At 67.6% G+C, this 26,922-nt stretch carries 18 protein-coding genes; 12 read left to right on the top strand and 6 right to left on the bottom strand.

Features of this window, described 5'->3' with window-relative positions; all coding sequences use genetic code 11:
• Window positions 1-114: 114 nt before the first annotated feature.
• On the top strand, window positions 115-15,498 hold the full coding sequence (locus J2X34_RS00515) for a non-ribosomal peptide synthase/polyketide synthase (RefSeq protein ID WP_429515847.1): 15,384 nt from the start codon (window positions 115-117) through the stop codon (window positions 15,496-15,498).
• Between the two features lie 93 nt (window positions 15,499-15,591).
• Here J2X34_RS00515 and J2X34_RS00510 read toward each other — a convergent pair whose 3' ends face one another.
• The 6 genes from J2X34_RS00510 to J2X34_RS00485 all read right to left on the bottom strand — a co-directional run bounded on the left by J2X34_RS00510 (window position 15,592) and on the right by J2X34_RS00485 (window position 21,018).
• The gene (locus J2X34_RS00510; RefSeq protein WP_429515845.1) at window positions 15,592-16,557 is read right to left on the bottom strand and encodes an esterase/lipase family protein; all 966 of its coding nucleotides are present in this window, start codon (window positions 16,555-16,557) and stop codon (window positions 15,592-15,594) included.
• Window positions 16,558-16,750: 193 nt separating this feature from the next.
• Window positions 16,751-17,638, bottom strand: a complete 888-nt coding sequence (locus tag J2X34_RS00505; RefSeq protein ID WP_114718841.1) for an ABC transporter permease — start codon at window positions 17,636-17,638, stop codon at window positions 16,751-16,753.
• The gene (locus tag J2X34_RS00500) at window positions 17,635-18,498 is read right to left on the bottom strand and encodes an ABC transporter permease (protein ID WP_114718842.1); all 864 of its coding nucleotides are present in this window, start codon (window positions 18,496-18,498) and stop codon (window positions 17,635-17,637) included. The genes J2X34_RS00505 and J2X34_RS00500 overlap by 4 nt, the downstream gene beginning before the upstream one ends.
• Window positions 18,495-19,466 (bottom strand): ATP-binding cassette domain-containing protein, encoded by a 972-nt coding sequence (locus tag J2X34_RS00495; RefSeq protein WP_114718993.1) that lies wholly within the window; start codon window positions 19,464-19,466, stop codon window positions 18,495-18,497. Before J2X34_RS00495 ends, J2X34_RS00500 begins: the two co-directional genes overlap by 4 nt.
• A 195-nt stretch (window positions 19,467-19,661) precedes the next feature.
• The gene (locus J2X34_RS00490; RefSeq protein ID WP_429515843.1) at window positions 19,662-20,357 is read right to left on the bottom strand and encodes a GntR family transcriptional regulator; all 696 of its coding nucleotides are present in this window, start codon (window positions 20,355-20,357) and stop codon (window positions 19,662-19,664) included.
• Between the two features lie 184 nt (window positions 20,358-20,541).
• Window positions 20,542-21,018 carry a hotdog fold domain-containing protein gene (locus J2X34_RS00485; RefSeq protein WP_429515841.1) on the bottom strand — a complete coding sequence of 159 codons (477 nt, stop codon included), beginning with the start codon at window positions 21,016-21,018 and terminating at the stop codon, window positions 20,542-20,544.
• Window positions 21,019-21,528: 510 nt separating this feature from the next.
• Here J2X34_RS00485 and rpsJ point away from each other — a divergent pair.
• From rpsJ to rpsQ, 11 genes are read left to right on the top strand one after another with little or no spacing between them, the layout of a single operon-like run.
• Window positions 21,529-21,834 (top strand): 30S ribosomal protein S10, encoded by a 306-nt coding sequence (gene rpsJ, locus J2X34_RS00480; RefSeq protein WP_003938093.1) that lies wholly within the window; start codon window positions 21,529-21,531, stop codon window positions 21,832-21,834.
• Window positions 21,835-21,862: 28 nt separating this feature from the next.
• On the top strand, window positions 21,863-22,516 hold the full coding sequence (gene rplC / locus J2X34_RS00475; RefSeq protein WP_114718844.1) for a 50S ribosomal protein L3: 654 nt from the start codon (window positions 21,863-21,865) through the stop codon (window positions 22,514-22,516).
• Window positions 22,513-23,178, top strand: a complete 666-nt coding sequence (rplD, locus tag J2X34_RS00470) for a 50S ribosomal protein L4 (protein WP_114718845.1) — start codon at window positions 22,513-22,515, stop codon at window positions 23,176-23,178. The genes rplC and rplD overlap by 4 nt, the downstream gene beginning before the upstream one ends.
• Window positions 23,175-23,480 carry a 50S ribosomal protein L23 gene (gene rplW, locus J2X34_RS00465; RefSeq protein ID WP_005518367.1) on the top strand — a complete coding sequence of 102 codons (306 nt, stop codon included), beginning with the start codon at window positions 23,175-23,177 and terminating at the stop codon, window positions 23,478-23,480. The genes rplD and rplW overlap by 4 nt, the downstream gene beginning before the upstream one ends.
• 40 nt (window positions 23,481-23,520) lie before the next feature.
• Window positions 23,521-24,354, top strand: a complete 834-nt coding sequence (gene rplB, locus J2X34_RS00460) for a 50S ribosomal protein L2 (protein ID WP_114718846.1) — start codon at window positions 23,521-23,523, stop codon at window positions 24,352-24,354.
• Window positions 24,355-24,372: 18 nt separating this feature from the next.
• Window positions 24,373-24,654 carry a 30S ribosomal protein S19 gene (rpsS, locus tag J2X34_RS00455; RefSeq protein ID WP_005518370.1) on the top strand — a complete coding sequence of 94 codons (282 nt, stop codon included), beginning with the start codon at window positions 24,373-24,375 and terminating at the stop codon, window positions 24,652-24,654.
• Window positions 24,651-25,055 carry a 50S ribosomal protein L22 gene (gene rplV / locus J2X34_RS00450; protein WP_114718847.1) on the top strand — a complete coding sequence of 135 codons (405 nt, stop codon included), beginning with the start codon at window positions 24,651-24,653 and terminating at the stop codon, window positions 25,053-25,055. The genes rpsS and rplV overlap by 4 nt, the downstream gene beginning before the upstream one ends.
• Window positions 25,055-25,858, top strand: coding sequence for a 30S ribosomal protein S3 (gene rpsC, locus J2X34_RS00445; RefSeq protein ID WP_114718848.1), 804 nt, complete (start codon window positions 25,055-25,057; stop codon window positions 25,856-25,858). Before rplV ends, rpsC begins: the two co-directional genes overlap by 1 nt.
• A 3-nt stretch (window positions 25,859-25,861) precedes the next feature.
• Window positions 25,862-26,278 carry a 50S ribosomal protein L16 gene (gene rplP, locus J2X34_RS00440; protein WP_114718849.1) on the top strand — a complete coding sequence of 139 codons (417 nt, stop codon included), beginning with the start codon at window positions 25,862-25,864 and terminating at the stop codon, window positions 26,276-26,278.
• Complete coding sequence (gene rpmC / locus J2X34_RS00435; RefSeq protein WP_114718850.1) at window positions 26,278-26,514, top strand: 50S ribosomal protein L29; 237 nt, start codon at window positions 26,278-26,280, stop codon at window positions 26,512-26,514. Before rplP ends, rpmC begins: the two co-directional genes overlap by 1 nt.
• Window positions 26,511-26,801 carry a 30S ribosomal protein S17 gene (rpsQ, locus tag J2X34_RS00430; RefSeq protein ID WP_114718851.1) on the top strand — a complete coding sequence of 97 codons (291 nt, stop codon included), beginning with the start codon at window positions 26,511-26,513 and terminating at the stop codon, window positions 26,799-26,801. The genes rpmC and rpsQ overlap by 4 nt, the downstream gene beginning before the upstream one ends.
• Window positions 26,802-26,922 lie beyond the last annotated feature (121 nt).

Genomic DNA, 26,922 nt, shown 5'->3' with positions numbered 1-26,922 from the left:
TGTCCCGGGCGATGTATGTAAGGAATGAGTCACTGTGCTGCGTTGTGAGATGCCGAGTCGGCAGAAGCCGAGTCTTCGGGTGCCGGCGATCGACGCACGAGGTGTTCTGAACGCATGAGCGAGCAGGGTCGGGAGCTGCACGGGAATGACGGAGACGAGCGCAAGCGCACCAGGCGCCCGCGCCGGGAACGTCCGGCGCGCCGGAGCCGTCCCCGTTCGACGACGCTGCCGCAGCTGCTGGCGGCCGCTGTCGAGCGTGACCCGTCGGCCACCGCCCTCGTGTGCGGCGACCGCTCTCGCACCTACGAGGACCTCGACGCGTGGTCCTCGCGTCTCGCCCGGGTCCTGATCGAACGGGGCATCGGTCCCGGCGACTCGGTCGCGGTGGCCGTGCCGCGGTCCATCGAGTCGGTGTCGTGCGTGTGGGGTGTCGCGAAGTCGGGTGCGGCCTTCGTGCCCGTCGATCCGAACTATCCCGCCGACCGTGTCGAGCACATGGTGACCGACTCGGGCGTCGTGGTGGGACTGACGACAGCCGAGTCCCGCGATTCGCTCCCGGACTCCGTCGAATGGCTCGTCCTCGGCGACGACCTCGAACGTGTACTGGCCGAGCATTCCCCGGAGCCGATCTCCTTCGCCGACCGCAGCCGGGTGCTGGCGGACGCCGATCCGGCGTACGTGATCTACACATCCGGTTCGACCGGCCGCCCGAAGGGTGTCGTCGTCACACAGGCCGGCCTGGGCGACTTCTGCGCCGAACAGGTCCGTCGTTACAACCTCACCGCACAGGCCCGTACCCTGCACTTCGCGTCGCCCAGCTTCGACGCCTCGGTTCTCGAACTACTCCTGTCCGTGGGCGCCGGTTCGACGATGGTGATCGCACCCCCGACGGTGTACGGCGGTGACGATCTCGCCGAACTGATTGCGACGCAACGCGTCACGCATGGCTTCGTCACCCCCGCGGCGCTCGCGTCGGTGAACCCCGAGGGGCTGGATACCTTCCTCGACGTCGTCGTCGGAGGCGAGGCGTGCCCGCCCGATCTGGTGACGCGCTGGGCCACATCCGGCCGCAGGTTCTTCAACGGTTACGGCCCCACCGAGACCACGATCATGACCGCGATCTCGGATCCGCTCGTCCCCGGCGAACCGATCACGATCGGCGGTCCCACGCAGGGCATGTCGCTCGTGGTGCTCGACGACCGGCTGCGGCCCACCCCGGTGGGCGTCGCGGGTGAGCTCTACGTGCAGGGCCCGGGCGTCGCCCGCGGGTACCACGACCGGTTCGCGCTCACCGCGGAGCGATTCGTCGCGTGCCCGTTCGGTGAGCCCGGGACCCGGATGTACCGCACCGGCGACGTCGTCCGGTGGAACGCGAACCAGCAGATCGAGTACGTCGGCCGCTCCGACTTCCAGGTCAAGATCCGTGGCTTCCGCATCGAGCTGGGGGAGATCGACGCCGCGCTGGCCGAGCACGACGATGTGGACTTCGCCGCCACCGTGGCGCACGAAGCCACCACGGGCAGCAAGGTTCTCGTGTCCTACGTGCGTCCGGTCTCCGGCCGCCAGATCGACACCGCGGCGTTGCTCGAGTTCGTCGGACGTTCCCTGCCGCGGCACATGGTGCCGTCGACCGTCATGGTCCTCGATGACATCCCTCTCACGCCGGTGGGCAAGCTCGATCGGCAGGCGCTGCCGGCGCCGGTGTTCGAGGCGCGCGAGTTCCGGGCCCCGGTCACCCCGGCGGAGGAACTCGTCGCGTCGGTGTTCGCCGACGTCCTCGACGTCCCGCAGGTGGGGCTGGACGACGATTTCTTCGAACTCGGCGGGAACTCGCTGATCGCGACGCAGGTGGTGTCGAGGTTGGCTGCCGCGGTCGACGCGCAGATTCCGGTGCGTGCAGTGTTCGAGGCGTCCACCGTCGAGGCGCTCGCGGCCCAGGTAGCCGATGCCGTCGGCGGCGAGGCCCGCAAGGCTCTGGTCGCCGGTCCACGGCCGGAACGCATTCCGCTGTCCCTCGCGCAGCAGCGGATGTGGTTCCTGAACCGTTTCGAGCCCGACTCCACGGTCAACAACATTCCGGTCGCTATCCGACTGTCGGGCACCCTCGACGTGCCCGCGCTGCAGACCGCCGTGGCCGACGTCGTGGACCGCCACGAGTCGCTGCGCACGGTGTTCCCGGACTTCGACGGTGTCGGGCACCAGGTGGTCCGCGCATCGAGCGAGATCGGCGAACTGCTTCCCGTGGAGGCGGTGTCGGCCGAGTCGATCCTCGACCGCGTCGGTGCGCTGGTCGGCGCCGGCTTCGATCTGTCCCGTGACATCCCGGTGCGGGCGCAGCTGTTCGAGGTGTCGCAGAACGAGCACGTGCTGGTGTTCGTGGTGCATCACATTGCCGCCGACGGCTTCTCGATCGGACCGCTCACGCGCGACGTCATGCTCGCGTACGCGGCACGGTCGGCCGGTTCGGATCCGGCCTGGACTCCGCTCGAGGTGCAGTACCCCGACTTCACGTTGTGGCAGCGCGACGTCCTCGGCACGGACGACGATCCGGAATCGCTGCTGTCGCAGCAGGTCGACTACTGGCGGACGGCGCTCGCCGGGCTGCCCGACCAGTTGGATCTGCCGACGGACCGGCCGCGCCCCGCGGTGGCGTCCGACCACGGTGCCACCCACCGGTTCGAACTCGACGCGGATCTGTCCACGGCGATCGACGAACTGGCCCGGCAGCGTGGCGCCACCCCGTTCATGGTGGTGCACGCGGCCCTGTCGGTGCTGCTGGCACGGCTGAGCGGCACGACCGACATCGCGGTCGGCACGCCGGTCGCCGGACGCGGCGAGCAGGTGCTCGACGACGTGATCGGAATGTTCGTCAACACCCTGGTCCTGCGGGCCGAGGTCGACGGCGCGCAGTCGTTCGACCAGTTGCTCTCTCGCGTGCGCGGTACCGACCTCGCGGCGTTCGGCCACGCCGACGTGCCGTTCGAGCGGTTGGTCGAGGTGCTGAATCCGGAGCGATCGCAGGGCCGCCATCCGCTGTTCCAGGTGATGCTGACGTTCCAGAATCTCGGGCGTGCGGATCTCACCCTCGGTGACCTCGCGGTGTCGGAGGTCGAGTTCGACTCCGCCACAGCCAAGTTCGATCTTCAGGTGACGGTGCTCGAGGCGGGCGACGAGTCCGGATACTCCGTGGCCCTGACGTACGCGACCGATCTGTTCGACGACGCGACGATGACGTCGTTCGGGGACCGGTTCGTGCGGATACTCGAGTCGGTCGTGACGGATCCGGCAGCGGTCGTCGGCGACGTCGCATTGCTGGACGCATCCGAGCGCGATCAGGTACTCGGCACATGGAATGCCACCGATCACGAGGTGCCGCGGGCGACGCTGGTCGACCTGTTCGAGGCGCAGGTGGCGCGGACTCCGGATGCGACGGCGCTGGAGTTCGAGGGCGAGTCGCTGAGTTACGGGGAGTTCGCTGCGCGGGTGAATCGCACGGCGCGCCTGTTGATCTCGGAGGGTGTGGGTCCGGACTCGTTGGTGGGTCTGGGGATGCGGCGTTCGCTGGATCTGCTGGTGGGGATGTACGCGGTGCTGGCTGCCGGTGGCGGGTATGTGCCGGTGGACCCGGATCAGCCGGTCGAGCGAAACGCCTACATCCTGGGCACAGCGGACCCGGTGTTGGTGTTGTCGACGTCGCGGGACGGTTTCGAGGCGTCGGGGGAGGGGTCCGTCCGGATCCTGAATCTCGACGAGGCGGATGTATCCGGGTTCTCGGCTGCGGCGGTGACGGATGCGGATCGGGTTGCTGCCCTTCGTGTTTCGAACACAGCGTACGTGATCTTCACGTCGGGGTCGACGGGTCGGCCGAAGGGTGTGGCGGTCGAGCACGGCGCGATCGTGAATCGTCTGGTGTGGATGCAGGCCGAGTACGGGCTGACTGCGGGCGATGTGGTGTTGCAGAAGACGCCGTTCACGTTCGATGTGTCGGTGTGGGAGTTCTTCTGGCCGTTGCAGGTGGGTGCGCGTCTGGTGGTGGCGGCGCCGGATGGTCATCGGGATCCGGGTTATCTGGTGCGGGTGATGGCCGATCGTGGTGTGACGGTGGCGCATTTCGTGCCGTCGATGTTGTCGGTGTTCGTGGCGGAGTGGTCAGCGAGCGGTGATGCGGAATCGTCTGTGTCCCGGGCGGATTCGTTGCGTCTGGTGTTCGCGTCGGGTGAGGCGCTGCCGGCTCGGACGGCGGAGCGGTTCCGGGCGATTTCGTCGGCTTCGTTGCACAATCTGTACGGGCCGACCGAGGCCGCGGTGGATGTGACGTTCCACGAGGTGACGGTGGCGGACACTGCGGGTGTGCCGATCGGTGCGCCGGTGTGGAATACGCAGGTGTTCGTGCTCGATGCGCGGCTGCGTCCGGTGCCGGTGGGTGTGCCGGGTGAGCTGTATCTGGCGGGTGTGCAGTTGGCGCGTGGGTATGTCTCGCGCGCGGATCTGACGTCGGACCGGTTCGTGGCGAATCCGTTCGGTGACGGCGGCGAGCGGATGTATCGCACGGGCGATCTGGTGAAGTGGAATGCGTCGGGCGAGCTGGAGTACATCGGGCGTACGGACTTCCAGGTGAAGTTGCGTGGTCTGCGGATCGAGTTGGGGGAGATCGAGACCGCACTGCTGGCGCAGGAGTCGATCGCGCAGTCCGTGGTGTTGGTGAAGAACGATCAGCTCGTCGCCTATGTCGTCCCCACTGTGGGTGGCACGGTCGACACCGAGGTCGTGAAGGCCACACTTGCGACGTCGTTGGCGTCGTACATGGTGCCGGCGGTGTTCGTGGTGCTGGATGCGTTCCCGTTGAATGTGTCGGGCAAGCTGGATCGGAAGGCGTTGCCGGAGCCGAGTTTCGAGGCCACGGCGTTCCGTGCCCCGACGACGCCGGTCGAGGGGATCGTGGCCGGCGTGTTCGCCGAGGTTCTGGGGATCGAGCGGGTGGGCCTGGACGACGACTTCTTCGGTCTCGGTGGCAATTCGCTGCTGGGTACGCAGGTGGTGTCGCGGCTGGGTGTCGCGCTCGATGCGCAGGTGCCCGTGCGGACCCTGTTCGAGGCGTCGACGGTCGGTGCGCTTGCCGCGCACGTTGCCGCGCTGACGGGTTCGGGTTCACGCCGCCCGCTCACCGCGCGGCCGCGCCCCGAGCGGATCCCACTCTCGCTCGCGCAGCAGCGCATGTGGTTCCTGAACCGGCTCGATCCCGAGTCCGCCGTCAACAACATTCCGCTCGCGATCCGGCTGTCCGGCGAGCTGGACACCGAGGCCCTGCAGGCAGCGGTGCGGGACGTCCTGGCGCGGCACGAGTCGCTGCGCACGGTGTTCCCCGACACGGACGGGGTGGGCCACCAGTCGATCCTGTCCGCCGACGAGGTGGACTTCGGCCTCGGGATCGAACCGCTCACCGACGACGCACTCGTCGCGCGGATCGAGGATTGGGCACTGGCGGGCTTCGACCTGACCACCGAACTCCCGGTCCGTGCACGGGTTTTCGCCCTGTCGTCGACCGAGCACGTTCTTGTCCTGGTGCTGCACCACATCGCATCGGACGGCGTGTCGATGGGCCCGCTCACCCGGGACGTGATGACGGCCTACGCGGCGCGCGCGGCGGGGCAGGCACCGAGTTGGGCTCCGCTCGACGTGCAGTACGCCGACTACGCGCTGTGGCAGCGTGAGGTACTCGGCTCCGAGGACGATCCGGGCGCCGTGATCTCGCAGCAGGTCGAGTACTGGAAGACGGCCCTGGCCGGTCTGCCCGACCAGCTCGATCTGCCGTCGGACCGACCTCGACCCGCAGTGGCCTCCAACAGCGGTGCCACGCATCGGTTCTCGATCGGCGCCGAGCTGCAGGCCGGCATCGACAGCGTGGCCCGCGCGCACGGTGCGACCCCGTTCATGGTGGTCCACGCCGCGCTCGCGGTGCTGCTGTCCCGGCTCGGCGGCACCTCCGACATTGCCGTCGGCACGCCGGTCGCGGGCCGCGGCGAGGCGGCCCTGGACGACCTCATCGGCATGTTCGTCAACACGCTGGTCCTACGCACCGAGGTCGACGGGGGACAGTCGTTCGCCGACCTCCTCGCGCAGGTCCGATCCGCCGATCTGGCAGCGTTCGAGCGCGCCGATGTGCCGTTCGAGCGGCTCGTGGAGATCCTCGACCCGGAGCGGTCTCAGGCACGTCACCCGCTGTTCCAGGTGGCACTGGCCTTCCAGAGCGGGGTGGCCCGGCAGTCCCTCGAACTGCCCGGACTGACGGTCTCCGGTGTCGACTTCGACATCGCCCTCGCGAAGTTCGACCTGCAGGTGACGGTCGCCGACCTGTCCGTCGAGATGACCTATGCGACAGACCTGTTCGACGAGCCGACCATTCAGGCCGTCGGCAGGCGTTTCCGCGCGGTGCTCGAATCGGTGGTCGCGGATCCGTCGGCCGCAGTGGCCGACGCGATCCTGCTCGACGCGTCGGAACTCGACACCCTGACCCGCGTCGCGGGACCGGACGTGGCCTGCCGCGAGACGTTGACCGAGATCCTCGGGCGCCACGTGGACACGAACCCGGCGGCACCCGCACTGAGTTGCGGTGACACGACGCTCACCTATCGCGACCTCGACGAGCGGTCGAGCGCGCTGGCCCGTGAACTGATCGCCCGCGGGCTCGGTCCGGAGAGCGTCGTCGCGCTGTCGTTCCCGCGTTCGTGGGAGATGGTGCTGTGCGTGTGGGCCGTCGCGAAGACCGGCGCCGCCTTCGTCCCGGTGGACCCGACGTACCCCGACGATCGCATCGAGCACATGGTCACCGACTCCGCTGCCGCACTGGGTATCGCGGCGGCGGACGCAATCGACGACCTGCCCGAGGCCGTCTCGTGGTGGTCGCTGGGTGAGCTCGAGCGCGCGGCGGCCGACGCCGGCCGCGCGGTGACGCCCGTCGGCGACACCGACCGGACGAGTCCGCTGCGCCTGGACCACACCGCCTACGTGATCTACACGTCCGGATCGACGGGCAAACCGAAGGGCGTCGTCGTGACGCACCGCGGGCTGTCCGGCCTGGTGGATCAGTCCGTCGAGCTGTACGACGTGGATGCCTCCGATCGCGTGCTGCACATCTGCTCGCCCAGCTTCGATCCGTCGGTGTTCGAATGGGCGCTGGCCGCTGCTGCCGGCGCGGAGCTGGTGGTGGTTCCGCCGTCGATACTCGGCGGCGAGGAACTGCACGCGCTCCTGGCGCAGCGCCGTGTGACCGTCTCGATCATCACCCCGGCCGTGCTCGGATCGATGGACCCCGCGGGTCTCGACGACCTGCGCCTGCTGTCGGTCGGCGGTGACGCGTCGACCACGGAACTGGTGGGACGCTGGGCGCCGGATCGGCAGTTCTTCAACGCATACGGGCCCACCGAGACGACGATCGTGTCGACCCGTGGCGAGCTGTTCGCGGGCAAGCCGATCACGGTCGGCGGACCGGTACCCGGGGTCGGGGCGCTGATCCTCGACACCCGACTGCGGCCCGTCCCGGTGGGTGTCGCGGGTGAGCTCTATCTGTCGGGCGGTGCTCTCGCGCGCGGCTACCACGGCCGTCCGGCGCTCACGGCGGACCGCTTCGTCGCGAACCCGTTCGGGGAGGCCGGTGAGCGGATGTACCGCACCGGCGACGTCGTGCGGTGGACCGCATCGGCGAGCGGAGCGACGGGGGGTGTCTCGGCGAGCGGAGCGACGGGGGGTGTCTCGGCGAGCGGAGCGACGGGGGATGCCACCGACCTGTCGATCGAGTACGTCGGCCGGTCCGACTTCCAGGTCAAGGTACGCGGGTTCCGCATCGAACTCGGCGAGATCGACTCGGCGCTCACCGACTGCCCGGGCGTGTCGTTCGCGACCACCGTCGGGCATCGGATGCCTTCCGGGCAGACGGCGCTCGTGTCCTACGTCCTCGCAGACGACGGTGTCGACACCGACACGATGACGCGGCACGTGGAATCGCTGTTGCCGTCGTACATGGTCCCGGCGTCCATCGTCATCCTCGACGAGGTTCCGTTGACCGCGGTGGGCAAGTTGGACCGGCAGGCGCTGCCGGAACCGGTCTTCGAGGCCAAGGCATTCCGCGCGCCGGTGACCCGTGCGCAGGTGCTCGTCGCGGACGCCTTCGCCGACGTCCTCGGCGTCCATCCGGTCGGGCTCGACGACGACTTCTTCGACCTCGGCGGCAACTCGCTCGTCGCCACGCAGTTGGTGTCACGTCTCGGTGCGGTGCTCGAGACCCGTGTACCGGTGCGGGAACTGTTCGAGGCCTCGACGGTGGAGACCCTCGCCGCCCGACTGGGTTCGCAGTCCGGCGGCGGCCGCAAGGCTCTCTCGCCGCAGCCTCGGCCCGACCGCATCCCGCTCTCCCTCGCGCAGCGGCGTATGTGGTTCCTCAACCGGCTCGAGCCCGGATCGGCGGCCGACAACATCCCCACGGCGGTCCGCCTGTCCGGCAACCTGAACGTCGATGCGCTGCGTTCGGCGGTCGTGGACGTGGTGAGCCGGCACGAATCGCTGCGTACCCGGTACCCGGAGGAGGCCGGCGTCGGCTATCAGGTGGTGCTCCCGGTCGAGGAGGCGCTGTCGGGGTGGGACTTCGGTCCCGAGCGGGTCACCGCCGACGACGTGCGTGACCGCGTGGTCGCGATCGCATCGACCAGTTTCGATGTCACCGCCGAGGTGCCCCTGCGCATCCGGCTGTTCGAGTTGTCTCCGTCCGAGTACGTGCTCGTCGTCGTGGTGCACCACATCTCTGCCGACGGCGTCTCGATGGGTCCGCTGATCCGCGACGTGATGACGGCCTACACCGCGCGGTCGGCGGCGACGGCCCGGACCTGGGCGCCGCTGGACATCCAGTACGCGGACTACGCTCTGTGGCAGCATGATTCGCTCGGTGACGAGGACGACCCGACGTCCGTCATCGCCCAGCAGATCGCATTCTGGCGCGGTCGCCTCGCCGGCATTCCCGATCAGCTCGATCTCCCGACGGATCATCCGCGGCCCGCGCAGCAGACGTATGCCGGCGCGACGGTCGGCGCCGAGGTCGACGCACAGACCCACCGCGGCCTCGTCGAGCTCGGGCGGGCACACAACGCCAGCTCGTTCATGGTCATGCATGCCGCGCTCGCGGTGCTCCTCGCACGACTGTCGCGGTCGCAGGACATCGTGGTCGGCACCCCGATCGCAGGCCGCGGCGATGCCGCTCTCGACGATCTCATCGGCATGTTCGTCAACACGCTGGCACTGCGGGTCCAGGTGGATCCCGCGGAGACCTTCGTGGATCTGTTGGCGCGGGTGCGCGGCTCGGATCTGGACGCATACGCTCACGACGACCTGCCGTTCGAGCGGCTGGTGGAGGTCCTCAACCCGGTCCGGTCCACGGCCAGGCATCCGCTGTTCCAGGTCGGATTCTCGTTCCAGAACATGCGGATCGGGTCGCTCGCCCTGCCCGATCTCGAGATCGCGCCGCTCGAGATCGACTCCGATCTCGCAAAGTTCGACCTGCACGTGACCATCGTCGACAGCACCGACGAGGACGGGAACCCGGCGGACTTCACCGTCCAGTTCACGTACGCGACCGATCTGTTCACCGAGACCACCGCCCGGCGTTTCGCGCAGATGTATGCGCGCATCCTTCGGGCCGTGGTCACGAATTCGTCGGCGCCGGTCGGTGACCTCGAAATGATCGACACCGACGAGCGTGAGCAGGTGCTCGGACGGTGGAACACGACGCAGCGTCCTGTCGGTGCGGACCTCACGTTGGTCGATCTCTTCGACACGCAGGTCGCCGATGCTCCGGACGCGCCGGCGATCGTGGCTGCGGCCGAACGACTCTCGTACGCGGAGTTCGACGCACGGGTGAACCGCCTGGCCCGCCGTCTCATCGAGATGGGCGTCGGACCGGAATCTCGTGTCGCGCTGGCGATGCGGCGGTCGGTGGAGCTGCTCGTCGGCATGTACGCCGTCGCGAAGGCCGGTGGCGCGTACGTACCGATCGATCCGGACCATCCCGCGGACCGCACGGCCTACATTCTCGACACGGCGCAGCCCGCCTGCGTGCTGTCCACCACCCGAGAGGGTGTCGAGGTCGCCGCGCACATCCCGGTGCTGCACGTCGACACGTTCGACGGCGCAGAGTTCGACGCAGGCCCGATCGTCGGTGACGAGCGCACGTCGCCGCTGCGACCGACCAACACCGCGTACGTAATCTTCACGTCCGGTTCGACGGGACGGCCGAAGGGCGTCGCCGTCAGCCACGCCGCGATCGTCAACCAGCTCGAATGGAAGCGTGCCGAGTACGGTCTCGACTCGTCGGACGCCGCGCTGCTCAAGACCGCGGCCACGTTCGACCTGTCGGTGTGGGAGTTCTGGTCCGCGCTGACGTCCGGCGGACGGCTCGTCGTCGCCACGGCAGACGGCCACCGCGATCCCGGCTATCTCAACGCACTGATGCGCAGCGAGTCCGTCACCACGCTGCACGTCGTGCCGTCGATGTTGCAGGCGCTGCTCGTCGAATCCGGGGACCGGCTTCCCGAGTCGCTGCGCCGGGTCCTCGCGATCGGTGAGGTGCTGCCTGCCGACACCGCGGCGCGCTTCGCATCCGCGGGAACCGCAGACCTGTTCAACCTCTACGGTCCCACCGAGGCCGCGGTGTCGGTCACGGCGCAGCGCGTCGAGGACACCGACGGATCCGCGGTGCCCATCGGCGGCCCGGAATGGAACACGCGCTTGCTCGTCCTCGACGATCGGCTCCGCCCCGTCCCGGTCGGTGTGCCCGGCGAGCTGTACCTCGCCGGTGCGCAATTGGCCCGAGGCTACTTCGGCCGTCCGGCGCTGACGGCCGACCGTTTCGTCGCCGACCCGTACGGGCCGGCGGGGGAGCGGATGTACCGCACCGGCGACGTCGTCGCGTGGCGCACCGACGGCACGCTCGACTACGTGGGACGAGCCGACTTCCAGGTCAAGGTGCGCGGCTTCCGCATCGAGCTGGGTGAGATCGAGGCCGCGCTGCGGTCGTCGGACCGCGTGAAGGACGCGGCGGTCACGGTGTGGGCCGACGCCCGGGTGGGTGACCGGCTCGTGGCCTACGTGGTCCCGACGGACTTCGCGACCTTGGATGCTGCTGCGCTCGAATCGGAACTGTCGCAGTCACTCCCGTCGTACATGGTGCCCTCCGCCTTCGTCGGACTCGAGGCGCTGCCGCTCAACCTCAACGGCAAGATCGACCGCAAGGCGCTGCCGGCACCGGTTCTCGAGGCCCGGCAGTTCCGGGCACCGGTCACCCCGATCGAACAGACCGTGGCGATCGTGCTGTCCGAGGTCCTCGGTGTCGACCGCGTCGGTCTCGACGACGACTTCTTCGAACTGGGCGGCAACTCGCTGATCGCAACCCAGGTGGTGTCCCGGCTGGGCTCCGCCCTCGACACCCGGGTGCCCGTGCGCGTGATGTTCGAGGCGTCGACCGTCGAGCGCCTCGCGGCGGCGGTGGGTTCGCTGACCCAGGATCGAACCCGTCGGCCGCTCACGGCTTCCCCGCGGCCGGAGCGGATTCCGCTGTCACTGGCGCAGCAGCGGATGTGGTTCCTGAACCAGTTCGATCCGGCATCCGCCGTCAACAACATTCCGGTCGCGGTGCGGCTGTCGGGTTCGTTGGACCTGCCGGCGCTGCAGCATGCGGTGCGGGACGTCGTCGCCCGGCACGAGGCGCTGCGAACCGTGTTCCCCGGGCAGGACGGTGTTGCCTACCAGCAGGTCCTGTCCCCGTCGCAGGTGGATCTCGACCTCGCGCCCGTTGCGATCGAGGACGCGCAGGTCCTGGCCGCCGTGACCGAACTGGTGTCCACCGGCTTCGACGTGACGAGCGAGGTCCCGCTGCGGGTTCGCCTGTTCGCGCTGTCCCCGGTCGACCACGTGCTCGTGTTCGTCATCCATCACATCAGCGCGGACGGCTGGTCACTCGGACCCCTCACCCGAGATGTGGTGTCCGCGTACCTCGCCCGCTCTACGGGTGACGTACCGGCGTGGGCGCCGCTCGAGGTTCAGTACGCGGACTACGCGCTGTGGCAGCGTGAGGTCCTCGGTTCCGAGGACGACCCGGAGTCGATCATCTCGCGTCAGGTCGACTACTGGGAGACGGCGCTGTCGGGTCTGCCCGAGCAGTTGGATCTGCCGACGGACCGTCCACGTCCAGCGGTGGCGTCCGGTGCGGGTCGCTTGCACCGCTTCGAGATCGGTGCCGGTCTGCATCGCGGGGTGACCGAGTTGGCACGGCGCTGCGGCACGACGCCGTTCATGGTGGTCCACGCCGCGTTGTCGGTGTTGCTGGCTCGACTGAGCGGCACCTGCGACATCGCGATCGGCACGCCGGTCGCCGGTCGTGGTGAGCGGGCGCTGGACGACCTGGTGGGCATGTTCGTCAACACGCTCGTGCTCCGGACCGAGGTCGACGGCGGCCGGTCGTTCGCTGATCTGCTGGCATCGGTGCGGGAGAACGACCTGGCGGCATTCGGGAACGCCGATGTGCCGTTCGAGCGGCTCGTCGAGGTGTTGAACCCCGAGCGGTCGCAGCGGCGCCACCCGCTGTTCCAGGTGATGCTCGCGTTCCAGAACATGTCGCGTGCGCAGATCAGTACCGGCGAGCTGTCGATCGCGGAGCTTCCGTTCGACGCCGTTTCCGCGAAGTTCGACCTGTCGGTGACGCTCAGCGAAACGGCTCCGGGCCAGGCTGATTCGGCGTTGTCGGTGGAGCTGAGCTATGCGACGGACCTGTTCGACGAGCCGACCATGGTCCGGTTCGGGGAAAGGTTCGTGCGGGTACTCGAGTCGGTGACGGCAGACCCGTCGCTGCCGGTCGGTGAGATCGAACTGCTCGACGGTGCCGAGCGGGATCGGGTGCTCGTCGAATGGAATTCCACCGATCACCCGGTGCCGGACGCCACGCTGCTCGAGTTGTTCGACGCGCAGGTCGCATCGACGCCGGACGCGGTGGCCGTGGTGTGCGCGGGCGAGTCGCTGTCGTACGGCGAGTTCGCGGCCCGGGTGCATCGCCTGGCGCGGTTGTTGATTGCGCAGGGTGTGGGCCCGGACGTTCTCGTCGGCCTCGGTATGCGTCGTTCACTGGATCTGCTGGTCGGCATGTACGCGGTGCTCGCCGCGGGTGGTGGATATGTGCCGGTGGATCCGGACCAGCCCGCCGATCGCAACGACTACGTTCTCCGGCTGGCCGAACCCGCGTTGGTGCTGACCACGTCTCGTGACGGTTTCGCGACCACTCTGGCGAACGTCACGGACCTGAGCACACTGGACCTGTCGACGTTCTCGGACGCGCCGGTCACCGATACCGATCGGATCGCTCCGCTGCGTTCGGAGAACGTGGCGTATGTGATCTTCACGTCGGGTTCGACGGGTCGGCCGAAGGGCGTGGCGGTCTCGCACGGCTCGGTCGTCAACCAGTTGCGGTGGATGCAGTCCGAGTACGAGTTGAGCTCGTCGGATCGGGTGCTGCTGAAGACGCCCGCGACGTTCGATGCGTCGGTGTGGGAGTTGTTCTGGCCGTTGCAGGTCGGAGCGCAGCTGATCGTCGCCGCACCGGATGGCCATCGTGATCCGGTGTACCTGGCGACGACGATCGCAGAGCAGTCGGTGACGGTGGTGCAGTTCGTGCCGTCGATGCTGGCGGTGGTCGCCGACGAACTCGACGGCCGGCCCGTCGCGTTGACCCGGGTGTTCTGTGGTGGCGAGGCGCTCACCGCCGGCACTGTGGAGCGGCTCCGTCGCGTCAGTGGTGCTGCGGTGCACAACCTGTACGGCCCGACCGAGGTGACGGTGCAGGCGGCGCGTCACGCCGTGACCACGGACGACGTGGCGGGTGTGCCGATCGGTGCGCCGGTGTGGAACACACGGGCCTACGTGTTGGATTCGCGTCTGAAACCGGTTTCCGCCGGCGTCGCAGGCGAGCTGTACCTGGCGGGTGCTCAGGTGGCGCGCGGCTACTTCGGCCGCGGTGACCTCACCGCGGAGCGATTCGTGGCGAACCCGTTCGGGGACAACGGTGCACGGATGTATCGCACGGGCGACCTCGTGAAGTGGAATGCCTCGGGCGAGCTCGAGTACCTGGGCCGCACCGACTTCCAGGTGAAACTGCGCGGTCTGCGGATCGAGCTCGGCGAGATCGAGGCGGCGCTTCTCGACCGGCAGACCATCGCACAGGCTGTGGTCCTGGTGAAGAGCGAGCAACTCGTCGCCTACGTGGTCCCGGCGGTCGACGCGGTGGTCGACACCGATGCGGTGAGATCCGAGCTGTCGACGTCGCTGGCGTCGTACATGGTGCCGGCAGCGTTCGTGGTCCTCGACGAGTTCCCGCTGGGTGCGTCGGGCAAGCTCGATCGCCTGGCCCTGCCGGAACCGACCTTCGAGGCCACGGTGTTCCGGGCACCGGCCACGCCGGTGGAGGAGATCGTCGCGGGTGTGTTCGCCGACGTCCTCCGTGTGGAGCAGGTGGGTCTGGACGACGACTTCTTCGCCCTCGGCGGCAACTCGCTGATCGCGGTGAGGATGATCGCCAGGCTTCGGAAGGCGTTCGGCGCGCAACCCCAGTTGCACTGGCTGTTCGAGGATTCCACCGTGGGGGCACTCGCCGACCGGATCGAGGCCACCTACTCGACGCCGGACACCGAGCGCGGGCTCGGCGTCGTTCTCCCGCTGCGGTCGCGTGGAGACGAGAGCCCGCTCTTCTGCGTCCATCCGGTGACGGGACTGTCGTGGGGCTTCGCCGGCCTCGCCGCGAACGTCGATTCGGATCGTCCGATCTACGGGCTGCAGTCACCTGCGCTCGGCGACGGAGGTGAGCTTCCCGCGTCGATCGAGGACTGGGCGGCGCTGTACATCGACCAGATTCGCCGGATCCAGCCGAACGGTCCGTACCACTTGTTGGGATGGTCGATGGGCGGCGCGATCGCGCATGCGATGGCGGTGCAACTGGCCGCTGTCGGCGAGGAGGTTCGCACGCTCGTGATGCTGGACAGCCACGTCGCGGACGAGACGGCTGCATCCGTCGCCGGGCCCGCGCCGTCGCTCGCCGACATGCTCGGCGGTCTCGTCGCGGAGACGGGGGAGACCCGGTCCCTGGACGATCTCGATCAGGAGACCGCGGTGGAGATGCTGCGCGAGATGCTCGCCCCGATCGGTGACTTCACCGCCGAGCAGATGGACCGCATCGTCTCCGGTGTGGTCCACGCCTCCGCGGTGGCCGCGTCCTACCGGCCGACCGCCCGGTTCGACGGGAGCCTGCTCTACTTCAGCGCGGATCTCGACGGTTCCCGCGGCGCCGATGCGTGGCGCGAGGTCGTCGAGGGTGAGGTGGAGGTGGTGGCGGTTCCGGTCACCCACTGGGACATGACGACCCCCGAGGCGATCGACGTGATCGGCCCGATCCTGAACCGACGCCTGCAGTCCTGACGCGGGCCGACGCACAGGGCCCCTCCCCGGACCTCGCGGCCGGGGAGGGCCCTTACTTCTCGGCACTGCTCGATGTGGCGGGGGAAGGCCTTGTCAGCAGGGCGCCGCGCTGCGCGCCCCGTAGGTCGGGTCGAGGGCGCTCTGCACCCGGAAGACCGAGCGGGGGTCGTTCAGTAGGCCCACATGCGAGACTGCCGCGCCCGGGCAGGTGTCCTGGATCCACTCGTTGCGCACCGAGGTTCCCGGATCCGCTGCGAGGAAAGCCCCCTCGGGGGGAGTGACGATGTCGTCGCTGCGGGAGGCGATCACCGTGTAGTCGATACCTGGGAAGCTCTCACGACCGGTGTTGAGCTGGGTCAGGAAATCGGATCCGATCAGCTGCTGGTACGACGCCAGGCCGAATGCGAACTCGACGATCTTCTGATTGGTCGGTTCGTCGGTGATCCGGAGCGACGTGAACACCGAGTAGAGGTCCTGCATCCCGTTGAACGTGGTGCCGTGATTGGTCGGGCCGAGCATCACGAGGTGGCGCACCTTGTTGCGCGACGGATCGACCTGGTCGGCCCCGCCCTCGAAACGCAGGTACTGGCGCGCCATGGTTCCGCCCTGGGAGTGGCCGACGATGTCGACCTGGGCCGATCCGGTGCGAGTACGGACCGTGTCCACGAACGATGCGAGTTCGCGGGCGGAACCGCGGATGTCGCCGGTGCCCCACGAATGCGCCGCGGCGCCGTAGTTCAGTGCGTAGACGCAGTAGCCCGCGTTCCGCAGCGCCGGCGAGATCACATTCCAGCTCTGCAGCATGCTCATGCCGGTGCCGTGCACCAGGACCACCGGCCGGGGGTGTTGCGTGCTCGGGCGGCACGACCAGTCGTTGGCGCCCTCCGGCGCGGCGTCGGGTGGTGTCAGCGAGCGCGCGGCGGGGGCCGCCGACGGTAGGACGAGGCTGCCCGGAGCAGGCTCGGCGGTCGCGGCGGCCGGGTGAAGCCCCATTGCGCCGAGAAAGACCGCTGCCGTGGTGGCGAGGACTCTCGCCACCGAGCGTTGCCGAAGGGCCATTCTTGTGCTCCTGTAAACCTGCGGACGGGCAGTGATTCGCTGAATTGATATCAGACGAAAAGGGCATTCACCCTGGTATTCGGATGAACAATCGGGGGTGTTCCGGAGGCGCCGGGACAGAACCGATTCAGCGGCTCGTCTTCGGCTCGTCTTCGGCTAGTTTTCGGCCCGATCTTCGGGCCCGTCTTCGACGTCAGCCGGTGGCAGCAGCGCGCCGGTAGCCGCGGATCGCCGGGTAGATGAACACGGCCATCATCCCGAACGACCATGCCAGCGTCTGCAACACCGGTTCGAGGATGGGGCCGCCGACCGCGAGACCACGCATGGCGTCGATTGCACACGACATCGGCTGGGCCGCGACCACGGGCTGAAGCCATGTCGGATAGGCCATCACCGGGACGAACCCGGAGTTGAAGAACATCAGCAGTGTGCAGGCGATCGACACCAACTCGACGAGGGGGGCGTCGCCGGCCACCGTGGCCAACGCGGTGACCATCATTGCGAAGCCCATGCCGAAGATCACCGGGATCACCAGCAGCATGATGCTCGGGAGGAAGCCCTGCGTCATCCGGAACCCGAGGGCGAACCCGACTGCCAGGATGACGACGGTCGTCACCAGAACACGGACGGCCTCCGCCATCATGCGGCCGACGAGGCCGGCGGCGCGGTGGATCGGCAGCGTCCAGAACCGCGACAGCAGACCCGATTTTCGTTCGCCACGCAGACCCACGGCGCTCACGATCGAGCCGAACATCGCGCCGACGAGGATGATCATCGGAACCTGCCCGTAGATGGCGGGCATGCCCGTCGCGGCCGTCACGGTGTTGCCGATGACGACTCGGAACATGATCAGTGTCAGAGCCGGATACAGCAGCGCCTGGATCATCGTGGAGGGGTCGCGTGCCCACCGCGTCAGCAGTCGCTTGCACTGGATCAGACTGTGCGTCCACAACGCCTGCATCGAATTCTCGCCCCACACGTTCACGGGGAGCGGGAAGTCGAAGCCGCCTTCGTCGACCCTGCGTTCGGACGAGACCAGGGCGGACCGGGCTGGCCGGGTGGACTGGGAGTGCTCGCTCATTGGCGCCTCATACTTGCCCACCAGGCGAGCGGTGCGAACACCGCGGCCAATCCGACGCACCATGCGGTTGCGGGGAACAACGTCGATGCCGACAGCCCGCCCTCGGCCATGTCGCGCATGGCGTAGGAGAACTGGGAGATCGGTTGATTTCGGACGAACGGCCGGATCCACTCGGGGAACCCGGACTCCGGCACGAAACCACACGACAGCATGCCCAGGATCAGCTGCGGAAGGGCGAGTGCCTGCGCGGTCGCCTCGGGAGACTTCGAGAGCGTGCCGATCGCGTCGGCCCCGAGTGACAGGGCGAGGCTGATGGCGAGGGCCATCACGCAGAAGAGAACTGCCGGGGCGAATCCCGCACTGAACCGGAACCCGATCGCATAGCCGTATGCGAGTGCCGCCGCGAGCGCGATCGTCGACCTGACCAGCGCACTGGTCATGCGGGACAGCAAGGGAACCGGACCCGACACCGGCATCGTCTTGAGCCTGGTCGTCAGACCGTGCAGCGCCTCGACCGACGCCAGCTGCGACGCCGAGATCGCGGTGAAGGCCATCGCCTGCAACACGATGATCGGCATCAGGAACTGCGCGTAGTCGATGCCCTGCAGTTTCATGACGAACCGCAGAGGCAGATAGAAACCGATGGTGAAGATCAGCGGTGCAACGATGGCGACCGCGAGTTCACCCGTCTTCACCATTGTCTTGAGGGTGCGGCCGGTCAGCGCCATCCACTGCTGGAATGCGTTGGGGTCCGGACGTCGGTGCGAGCCGATCCTCTTCGCGGGCACACTCAGCGCGGCCTGTTTCGACGCCGCGGACACCGAGAGACTATTCGCGGCGCTCTTCGCCGAGGTCGTCATGGCTGCTTCTCCGGTGCGGAGTGACCGGTCAACGACAGGAAGACGTCGTCGAGGGAGGGGCGACGCAACGCGATGTCGGCCAGTTCGATTCCCGCGGCGTCGAGTCGCCGCAGCGCCTCTGACAGCGTGCCGGCCCCGTCGGGCGCCGGAATCGCAACCCGATCGCTCCCCTCGGAGATCTCGGCCCGGATCTCGATCGGAACGAGGTTGCCGAGCGCGTGCACGGCCCATGGCAGTTGCTGCGGATCGAGCGGGACGATCTCGCAGTAGCTGCCGCCGGTCCGCGCCTTCAGTTGGTCGGCGGTGCCCTCCGCGATCACGGTGCCGCGATCGATGACGATTATGTTGTCGCTGAGCAGGTCGGCCTCCTCGAGATACTGCGTGGTCAGCAATACCGTGATGCCCTGCGCCTTGAGCGAGCTGACGAGCGACCACACGCCTTGTCGACTGCGCGGGTCGAGCCCGGTGGTCGGCTCGTCGAGGAACACCACCTCGGGGCGGACCACCAGACCGCAGGCGATGTCGATACGGCGTCGCATGCCGCCCGAGTAGTGCCGCACCGCGCGCTTACCGGCATCGAGGAGATCGAACTCGGTGAGCAGGGCCTGGGCGCGCTGCCGGGCCGACGCGCGGTCGAGCCCCATCAGCCGGCCGAACAGTTCGATGTTCTCGCGGCCCGACAACGTTTCGTCGAGCGCGGCGTACTGGCCGGTCATCATGATCGAGCGCCGGACGTCGGCGGCGTGACTGACCACGTCGTGACCGGCGACCATCGCGCGGCCGCTGTCGGGTCGGATGAGCGTGGACAGCACCTTGACCGTCGTGGTCTTCCCGGCGCCGTTGGGCCCGAGAATGCCCAGGACAGTCCCGCGCTCGGCCTGGAAACTGACGCCCCGCAAGGCCTTCACATCGCCGAAGGATTTGTGGACATCGTCGACCAGCACCGCTGTGTCCTGGAATATGGGCATCGACACTCCGCTGTTTCACCTGGGTTCGGATGGGTGACCACTCTCAGGGTCCACGCGTCCATCCGTCGACGTGTAATCCCTCCGCTCCCGCCAAATGTTACCCGGCGGTGTGACGCGGGTCGTTCTGTGAGGTTTGCCCCGACCGCCGTCCCGCCGCGCGCGATCCGGCGATTTCCGGGTCGGTCGTTTGTTTGGTCAGTCCCAGATTCCGACGGTCTCCAGGTGTCGCACCAGGCGTTTTGCACCATCCTCGAAGTGGGCGCGGGTCTCCGTCGCCACGGCCACGGTGTCACGCGCGGCGAGGGCCGACAGCAGACGTGTGTGACTCGCCACCGCTTCGTGGCCCCAGTCCAGGTCCGATGAATAGAAGTGCACCAGGGTGTAGCGCGTCGCATTGAGGAGGAACCACGACAACTTCCGTGCTCCCGCGAGTCGATTGAGAATTCGGTGGAAGCCGAACTCGAGCTCCTCGATGCGGTCGGCATCACCGAGCTCGACGGCACGTCGCAACTGCTCGTTCATCGCCCCGAGTTCCGCGAGGGCGTCGTCGTCGACCAGCGCGGTGGCCCGAATCGCCAGTTCTTCGGCGATCCGCCCCTGCAGCCAGAAGAGGTCGTTGACGTCGTCGCGACTGAGTGGGGCGACGACGTACCCGCGGTGGGGGACCAGTTCCACGAGGCCCTCGCCGCGCAGCGTGAGCAGCGCTTCGCGAACCGGGGTGACACTGACTCCCAGCTCGGCGGCGGTCTCGTCCAGACGGATGTAGTCCCCGGGCCGCACGCCGCCCGACATGATCAGGTTTCGCACGTGCACCGCGACATCGTCGGAGAGCTGCGGACGGCGACGCAACGCGCGGGCAGAACTGGGGCGAGAGGCGGCGGACGGGGTCATGAGCACTCCTTCACGGGACAGGAATCCCGCTGTCGTCTGCAGCCACCACATCGGGTTCGCGATCCGAACCGGCCGCTGTGACGCATGCAACAACTGATCCGGCCGAATATATCGGGTGGCCCACCTCGGCCGGCATCTCCGACCGCCCCGTCTCGCCCAGGCTGTCGCGCTCAGCCTGTCGCGCTCAGGCAGGGGTCACCCACACGGTGATGTCGGCGTGGACGACCTCGACACCGCCCCGGTCGGTGATCGTGATGGGGATCGCCAGTTCGGCGCCGCTGGTGATCGTCGGGAAGTCCGGTATTTCGGGCAGCATCGCGGTCGCGCGAAGCCGTGACTGCGCCTTCGCGAGGTATCGGACGTTCATCGCTTTGGGGATCCAGCGATGCGTGGTCGGCACGGTCGCCTCGGCCAGCATCCCCATCGCGGCCTCTGCGAGATTGCAGGCGGCGATCGCGTGGAAGGTCTTGATGTGGTTGTGGACTCCCCACCATTTGGGGGCGGAGATCACGCACAGTCGGGGCGCCAACTGCTCCACACTCGGCAGCACGGTCGCGAAGTAGGGGACACGGGCGCACATGCCGATCGAGAACAGTGCGCGGCCGAATCGGTTGGCGGGCAGTCGTTGCCAGCTGCGGTAGGTGGCGGTCGCGGGCGTCATGCAACGCAACCTTACTTGTCGGTAAGATACTGGACGGCGATTCGGGTGGGCGACATGGGCTGACCTCGGGCTTGTCGGTGAGCGTGGCTGGGGGTGCGATTTGAACTCTCGGGTCCGCTACGGCATACTGATCGGGTTGCCTTGACTGAGACGTGATCCGTCGCGACTCGAGTCGGGCGGGATGAACGTCGAAGATCGTGTCGAAAGACCTGGTCACGGCGAATGCAAGACGGAAGCAGTACCCAGCTTTGTACCCATTACGGGTGCATCCGGTTCGAGTTTCCGAGGCTCCTGGAGAGAGATTTCCGGGGCCCGGGAATGAGTGGCAGGGCGACACGCCCGACCGCGTGGACCGGAGAACCATGACAGATGAACAGCGGCAGCGGATCGAGTGATGTCTCGATCGCCATTCCAATGTTCGTGTCGTGTTTCAGTCCGGGGACTGTGCAGACGAGGTAGTCCCCGGCTCGTTCGGGTTCTACGAAACGCGGCAAGAAAAGGACACTAAGCGTGGCGGGACAGAAGATCCGCATCAGGCTCAAGGCCTATGACCATGAGGCGATCGACGCGTCAGCGCGCAAGATCGTCGAGACGGTGACCCGTACCGGGGCCCGCGTGGTCGGCCCGGTGCCGTTGCCTACCGAGAAGAACGTGTACTGCGTCATCCGCTCGCCGCACAAGTACAAGGACTCGCGCGAGCACTTCGAGATGCGTACTCACAAGCGGCTGATCGACATCCTCGACCCGACGCCGAAGACGGTCGACGCGCTCATGCGCATCGACCTTCCGGCCAGCGTCGACGTGAACATCCAGTGAGCTTGGGAAGACGCAGCGGAGATATCAAATGACTAATCAGATCAAGGGAATCCTGGGCACCAAGCTCGGCATGACCCAGGTCTTCGACGAGAACAACCGGGTCGTCCCGGTCACCGTCGTCAAGGCCGGACCGAACGTGGTTACCCAGATCCGGACCGAAGAGCGTGACGGCTACAGCGCTGTGCAGCTGGCCTTCGGCGCCATCGACCCGCGCAAGGTGAACAAGCCGGTCTCCGGCCAGTTCGCCAAGGCCGGCGTCACCCCGCGCCGCCACATCGTCGAGCTCCGCGTTGCCGACGCCTCCGAGTACGAGGTCGGCCAGGAGCTCACGGCTGAGGTCTTCGAGGACGGCGCATACGTCGACGTCACCGGCACCAGCAAGGGCAAGGGCTTCGCCGGCACCATGAAGCGTCACGGCTTCGCCGGTCAGGGTGCTTCCCACGGTGCGCAGGCCGTTCACCGTCGCCCGGGTTCCATCGGTGGCTGTGCCACCCCCGGTCGCGTGTTCAAGGGCATGCGCATGTCGGGCCGCATGGGCTCCGACCGCATCACGACGCAGAACCTCTCGGTCCACAAGGTGGATGCCGAGAACGGTCTGCTGCTGATCAAGGGTGCGATCCCCGGCCGCAAGGGTGGCCTCGTGATCGTCAAGACCGCAGTGAAGGGTGGTGCGTCGGCATGACCGAGACCGCAACCAAGCTGACCCTGGACGTCAAGGCTGCCGGTGGCAAGACCAACGGCACTGTCGATCTCCCCTCGGAGATCTTCGACGCGACCGCGAACATCGCTCTGATGCATCAGGTCGTTGTCGCGCAGCTCGCCGCCGCACGTCAGGGCACCCACTCCACCAAGACCCGCGGCGAGGTCCGCGGTGGTGGCAAGAAGCCGTACCGCCAGAAGGGCACCGGCCGCGCACGTCAGGGCTCGACCCGTGCGCCGCAGTTCGCCGGCGGTGGCATCGTCCACGGCCCGCAGCCCCGTGACTACAGCCAGCGCACCCCCAAGAAGATGAAGGCTGCCGCTCTCCGTGGCGCCCTCTCCGATCGGGCCCGCAACGAGCGCATCCACGTCATCACCGAGCTGGTCGCCGGGCAGGTCCCGTCCACCAAGTCGGCGAAGTCGTTCCTGGGTGAGATCTCGGATCGCAAGAAGCTTCTGCTGGTCGTCGGGCGCGAGGACATCGCCGCCTGGAAGAGCGTGCAGAACCTGGAAGGCGTGCACCCCATCGCACCCGACCAGCTCAACACCTACGACGTGCTCAACAGCGATGACGTCGTGTTCAGCCTCGAGGCTCTGAACACCTTCATCGCGGGCCCGGCCAAGAACGAGGAGGAGAGCAAGTGACCACCATCGCCGACCCCCGCGACATCTTGCTGGCCCCGGTCATCTCCGAGAAGTCCTACGGACTGATCGAGGAAGGCACCTACACCTTCCTGGTGCACCCGGACTCGAACAAGACGCAGATCAAGATCGCCGTCGAGAAGGTCTTCGGCGTCACGGTGACCAGCGTCAACACCGCCAACCGTCAGGGCAAGCGCAAGCGGACCCGTTTCGGTTACGGCAAGCGCAAGGACACCAAGCGTGCGCTCGTGACCCTCTCGGCCGACAGCAAGCCCATCGAGATCTTCGGAGGCCCGGTCGCGTAAGCGGGCGGGACTTGACGAGATATAGAGGACGAGAAGACTCATGGCAATCCGTAAGTACAAGCCGACTACCCCGGGCCGCCGCGGCTCGAGCGTCTCGGACTTCGCCGAGATCACTCGGTCGACGCCCGAGAAGTCGCTGGTTCGCCCGCTGCACGGTCGCGGTGGTCGTAACGCCCACGGTCGCATCACCACCCGTCACAAGGGTGGCGGTCACAAGCGCGCCTACCGGTTGATCGACTTCCGTCGCAACGACAAGGACGGCGTGCCGGCCAAGGTCGCTCACATCGAGTACGACCCCAACCGCACCGCTCGCATCGCGCTGCTGCACTACGCGGACGGCGAGAAGCGCTACATCATCGCCCCCAAGGGCCTGGTGCAGGGCGCCCCGATCGAGTCCGGCGCTACCGCCGACATCAAGCCGGGCAACAACCTGCCGCTGCGCAACATCCCCACCGGTACCACCATCCACGCAGTCGAGCTGCGTCCGGGTGGCGGCGCCAAGATGGCCCGTTCCGCCGGCGCCAGCATCCAGCTGCTGGGCAAGGAAGGCACCTACGCCACGCTGCGTATGCCGTCCGGTGAAATCCGTCGCGTCGACGTGCGCTGCCGCGCAACCGTCGGCGAGGTCGGCAACGCCGAGCAGTCGAACATCAACTGGGGCAAGGCCGGCCGCATGCGCTGGAAGGGCAAGCGCCCGACCGTCCGTGGTGTGGTCATGAACCCGGTCGACCACCCGCACGGTGGTGGTGAGGGTAAGACCTCCGGTGGTCGCCACCCGGTCAGCCCCTGGGGCAAGCCCGAGGGCCGCACCCGCAAGAACAAGGCGAGCGACAAGCTCATCGTCCGTCGTCGCCGTACCGGCAAGAAGCGCTAGTCAAGGAGGGAGTGAAGGATGCCACGCAGCCTTAAGAAGGGCCCGTTCGTCGATGACCACCTCCTTGCGAAGGTGGACGTGCAGAACGAGAAGGGCACCAAGCAGGTCATCAAGACCTGGAGCCGTCGTTCCACGATCATTCCGGACTTCATCGGTCACACGTTTGCCGTCCACGACGGACGCAAGCACGTTCCGGTGTTCGTCTCGGACTCGATGGTTGGCCACAAGCTCGGAGAGTTTGCACCGACCAGGACGTTCAAGGGCCACATCAAGGACGACCGGAAGAGCAAGCGTCGATGAGTACTGAAACACAGAACCCCACTGCGAAGGCGGTCGCGCGCCACGTGCGCGTGACCCCCATGAAGGCGCGCCGTGTCGTGGACCTGGTCCGCGGCCGCTCGGTCGAGGACGCACTGTCGATCCTCAAGTTCGCGCCGCAGGCCGCCAGCGAGCCGGTCGCCAAGGTGATCGCCAGCGCAGCTGCCAACGCCCAGAACAACCTGAACCTCGATCCCTCCACGCTGGTCGTCGCGACCGCGTACGTGGACGAGGGTGCGACCCTCAAGCGGTTCCAGCCGCGCGCACAGGGCCGGGCCTTCCGGATCCGTAAGCGTTCGAGCCACATCACGGTCATCGTGGAGAGCCGGGCCAACGTGTCCGGTGCCTCGGGCCGTAACCGCCGGAAGGGAAGTGGTCAGTAGTGGGCCAGAAGATCAACCCGCACGGCTTCCGTCTCGGCATCACGACCGACTGGAAGTCGCGCTGGTACGCAGACAAGCAGTACGCGGAGTACGTCAAGGAAGACGTCGCGATCCGTAAGCTCCTCGCCACGGGCATGGAGCGGGCCGGCATCGCGAAGGTCGAGATCGAGCGCACCCGTGACCGTGTGCGTGTGGACATCCACACCGCACGCCCGGGCATCGTCATCGGCCGCCGCGGCGCCGAGGCCGATCGCATCCGCGCCGAGCTCGAGAAGCTGACCGGCAAGCAGGTCCAGCTGAACATCCTCGAGGTCAAGAACGCAGAGGCCGAGGCCCAGCTGGTGGCACAGGGTGTCGCCGAGCAGCTCTCGAACCGTGTCGCGTTCCGTCGCGCCATGCGCAAGGCCATCCAGTCGGCCATGCGTCAGCCGAACGTCAAGGGCATCCGCGTGCAGTGCTCGGGTCGCCTCGGCGGCGCCGAGATGAGCCGCTCGGAGTTCTACCGTGAGGGTCGCGTTCCGCTGCACACGCTGCGTGCGGACATCGACTACGGCCTCTACGAGGCCAAGACCACCTTCGGTCGCATCGGCGTGAAGGTCTGGATCTACAAGGGCGACATCGTCGGTGGCAAGCGTGAGCTGGCCGCAGGCGCTGCTGCACCGTCGGACCGCCCGCGCCGCGAGCGTCCGAGCCGTCCGCGTCGCTCCGGTGCCGCAGGCACCACCGCGACCAGCACCGAGGCCGGTCGCGCTGCGACCGCCACCGCCGATGCACCCGCTTCGACTGAACAGAAGGAGGGCTGACGCATGTTGATCCCCCGGCGGGTCAAGCACCGCAAGCAGCACCATCCGAGCCGTTCGGGTGCCGCCAAGGGTGGGACCCAGGTGACCTTCGGTGAGTACGGCATCCAGGCTCTCGAGCCGGCCTACATCACCAACCGGCAGATCGAGTCCGCTCGTATCGCCATGACCCGGCACATCAAGCGTGGCGGCAAGATCTGGATCAACATCTTCCCGGATCGCCCGCTCACCAAGAAGCCTGCCGAGACCCGCATGGGTTCCGGTAAGGGTTCGCCGGAGTGGTGGATCGCGAACGTCAAGCCCGGACGGGTGATGTTCGAGATGAGCTACCCGAACGAGGAGATCGCTCGTGAGGCCCTGCGCCGCGCGATGCACAAGCTCCCCTGCAAGTGCCGGATCGTGACGAGGGAGGAGCAGTTCTGATGGCAACCGCAAGCCCTGCTACAGAGCTCCGCGAGCTGACCGAAGAAGAATTGGTCACCAAGCTCCGCGAGTCGAAGGAAGAGCTGTTCAACCTTCGCTTCCAGATGGCCACCGGTCAGCTGGACAACAACCGCCGGCTGCGCACGGTCCGTCACGAGATTGCGCGCATCTACACCGTCCTGCGTGAGCGTGAGCTCGGCCTGGCCGCTGGTCCGGACGCAGGTGACGCGGCATGAGTGAGGAAAAGGCAGTGAGCACCAACAGCACCGAAGAGCGCGGCAGCCGCAAGGTCCGCACCGGTTACGTGGTCTCCGACAAGATGGAAAAGACCATCGTGGTCGAGCTCGAGGACCGGGTGAAGCACCCGCTCTACGGCAAGATCATCCGTCGGACCACGAAGGTCAAGGCGCACGACGAGAACGGCGTCGCCGGCATCGGCGACCGCGTGCAGCTGATGGAGACCCGCCCGTTGTCGGCCACCAAGCGCTGGCGTCTGGTCGAGGTCCTCGAGAAGGCCAAGTAAGAGCCGAAGAGTGTATCCAGTACGATGGTGGGGTTGCCCTGCGAAAGCAGTGGTGGCCCCACCATCGGCGGGTACAGACCGCGCGCGTCGGGTCGGAAATCTGCCGCGCATGATCAGCGCG

Origin of the sequence: Rhodococcus sp. BE178, assembly GCF_050433545.1 — a bacterium.
Taxonomy (GTDB): domain Bacteria; phylum Actinomycetota; class Actinomycetes; order Mycobacteriales; family Mycobacteriaceae; genus Prescottella.
Note: the sequence above shows the minus strand (reverse complement) of the source record. Positions and strands in the feature narration are given on the sequence as shown.